The sequence below is a fragment of the Streptomyces hirsutus genome (assembly GCF_001418415.1).
Classification (GTDB): domain Bacteria; phylum Actinomycetota; class Actinomycetes; order Streptomycetales; family Streptomycetaceae; genus Streptomyces; species Streptomyces hirsutus.
The window spans coordinates 1-2454 of the sequence record NZ_LIQT01000722.1 but is presented as its reverse complement, the minus strand read 5'-3'; the positions used below and the strand labels follow the sequence as shown (position 1 = coordinate 2454).

Sequence of the window (2454 nt, the reverse complement as noted above, 5' to 3'; positions counted from 1 at the left end):
GCGCTCGGACTGTGCGCGGCCGGTGCCACGGACCTCCCGGACGGTTCGTTCCCCAGGGTGCTCGCCGCGACCGTCGTCACGGCCGTCGGCGGGTCGGTGGACCTGTCCGGCGACGCGAGCGGTCTGGCCGGCGCGGAGGGCGGCCTGACCGTCATGCCGCTGTCCGTCACTCTCACCGGCGCCCTCTTCATCGGCTGGAGTTTTCTGCGCCCGTTGCGCCACCGGGCCGTCGCCGGGGCGCCGGAGCTCGCGGGGTGGGCCGCGAGGATCGTCGCCCTGTGGCTGATCGCCCTGCTCTGCCTGGCGTTCGCCGCCCGGCACACGTTCGAGATCTCCCTCGGGGAGGGCGTCCTGGGGGATCTCGGGGATCTGTTCGGGGTCTCCCCCGAGGTCGGCTTCGCCGCCGATGTGCCGCTGACCGTTCTCGTCGGCCTGCTCTGGCTGGCGGGCGTCCTGGTGCTGGCCCTGCTGGTGTCGCGCGGCGCCCCGCTGCCGGGCCGGCTGCTCCGGTTCCAGTCGGCGGTACGGCCCGCGGCGCACGCGATGCTGCAACTGCTGCTCGCCTCCGTCGTCATCGGTGCCGTGATCGCCCTGGCCGTCGCGGCGACACGGGGGCGCCCGGCGGAGACGTTCGCCGTGCTCCTGCTCGGCCTGCCCAACGTGGCCTGGCTCGCGCTGACCATCGGGCTGGGCGCCACCTGGGACGGCAGGGTGGAAGGCCCCTTCGGACTGCCCATGCCGCACGCCCTCGACGAGGTGCTGCGGACCGAGGACGTCTCGGCACTGAACCTGAGCACGCTCGCCGGGCACGACGGCAGGGTGTGGTGGCTGCTGGTGGCCGACGCGGTCCTGCTGCTGGCCGTGGCGTTCGTGATGGCGGCCCTGTCACCGGCCCGGGTCCGGGCCTGGCAGCACGCCGTGCACCTGGCGGTGGCGCTCGCACTGACGGTTTTGATGATCTGCCTGGTCGGCCGGATCTCCGCCCGGCTCGGCCTGTCCGTGCTCGGCATCGGCGACCTGGACACGGGGCTCTCCGGTCAGGTCCTGCTGAAACCGCGTCTGCCGGTCGCTCTGGGGTTGGCCCTCCTGTGGGGTCTGGTCGCCGGCTTCGCGGGCGCGCTGCTGGCCCGGAGGACGCGCCGCCGGCAGCCGGTCGGACCGGCTGCCGGGGGCTGACTGCCGACGGCCGAATGCTGACTGCTGACTGCTGACTGGGCCGGACGGAGGCGGACTGGGGCGGACGTGCACTCCCGAAAGACCCTAGGTCCGCGTCGGCCCGAACACCGGTCGCGCCCAGGCCGGTGGGGGCCGTGGCGCGTCCCGCTCCGTCTCTCCTTCCGCCGGCGCGGCTCCGCTCCGGCCCTCGGCGGCGTTTCCGCTCCCGTCTTCACCCGTGCTCCCGTTCCGGCTTCCGCGCAGGGCCACGCGGGTGGCGGGGTGCTGCCCCTCGGGTGCGGTCGTGGCGCCGCCCCCCGTGATTGCGGTGCGCAGGGCGGCGACGAGGTCCAGGCAGGACGCGTACCGGTCGTCGGGGCTCTTCGCCAGCGCCTTGGCGAGGACGGCGTCGGTCTGCGGGGGAAGATCGGGGCGTACGGCGGTCAGGGGCGGCGGCTCGTCGTACTGGTGGGCCCAGAGCAGGGCCATGTCGTCGTCCCGGCGGAAGGGCGGATGGCCGGCGAGGGTCTCGTGGACGACGCAGGCGAACCCGTAGACGTCGCAGCGGGCGTCGACCGGACGCCCGGAGATCTGTTCCGGGGCCACGTAGTCGAGCGTGCCGACGAACTGGCCGACGGTGGTGAACCCCGTCAGGGACAGGGACTTCTTGGTCAGGCCGAAGTCGGTGAGGTAGACGTGCTCGGGGTGGTCGCTGTCGGTGCCGCGGGCGACCAGGATGTTGCCGGGCTTGACGTCCCGGTGGACCAGGCCGTGCTCGTGGGCGGCGTCGAGTGCCGAGGCCACCTGCACGGCGATGCGCAGCGCGGTGCGGGACGGCAGGGGTCCCTCACGGTCGAGGAGGTGGCGCAGGTCGCTGCCTTCGACGTACCGCATGGCGATGTAGAGGATGCCGTCCGCCTCCCCGGCCTCGAAGACGGGGACGATGTGCGGGTGGTCGATGGCGGCGGCGGTGCGGGACTCGTGGGTGAAGCGGCGGCGGAAGACGTCGTTGCGGGCGAGTTCCGGGGCGAGCAGTTTCAGGGCGACGGTGCGGTCCAGGCGCAGGTCCCGGGCGCGGTAGACGACGGCCATGCCGCCACGGCCGATCTCGCGCTCGATGCGGTACCCGGCGACTTGCTGCCCCGTCAGCTCGGAGGGGTGGCCGGCGAACAGGCCGGTGTCGCGGGTCATCGGACGTCACGGTCCGGGGAGGGATCCGGGGCGACGACGCGGGTGGGTTCGGCGGGCGCGGCTCCGGTGGGTTCGCCGGGTACGACCCGGGTGGGGGCGTGTCCGGGG

Annotated in this window: 2 protein-coding genes; one reads left to right on the top strand and one right to left on the bottom strand. The window is 74.0% G+C overall.

What is annotated here, in order from left to right:
* On the top strand, positions 1–1176 hold a 1176-nt coding region (locus tag AOK11_RS37895; protein ID WP_055598151.1), incomplete at its 5' end, for a streptophobe family protein.
* An 84-nt stretch (positions 1177–1260) separates the two neighbouring features.
* Here AOK11_RS37895 and AOK11_RS37890 read toward each other — a convergent pair.
* Positions 1261–2346, bottom strand: a complete 1086-nt coding sequence (locus tag AOK11_RS37890; protein WP_055598150.1) for a serine/threonine-protein kinase — start codon at positions 2344–2346, stop codon at positions 1261–1263.
* Between the last annotated feature and the right edge of the window lie 108 nt (positions 2347–2454).

What these genes read in the sequence shown, in the direction of transcription:
- AOK11_RS37890 (WP_055598150.1), bottom strand. Translation starts at nt 2,346, where the DNA reads ATGACCCGCGACACCGGCCTGTTCGCCGGCCACCCCTCCGAGCTGACG.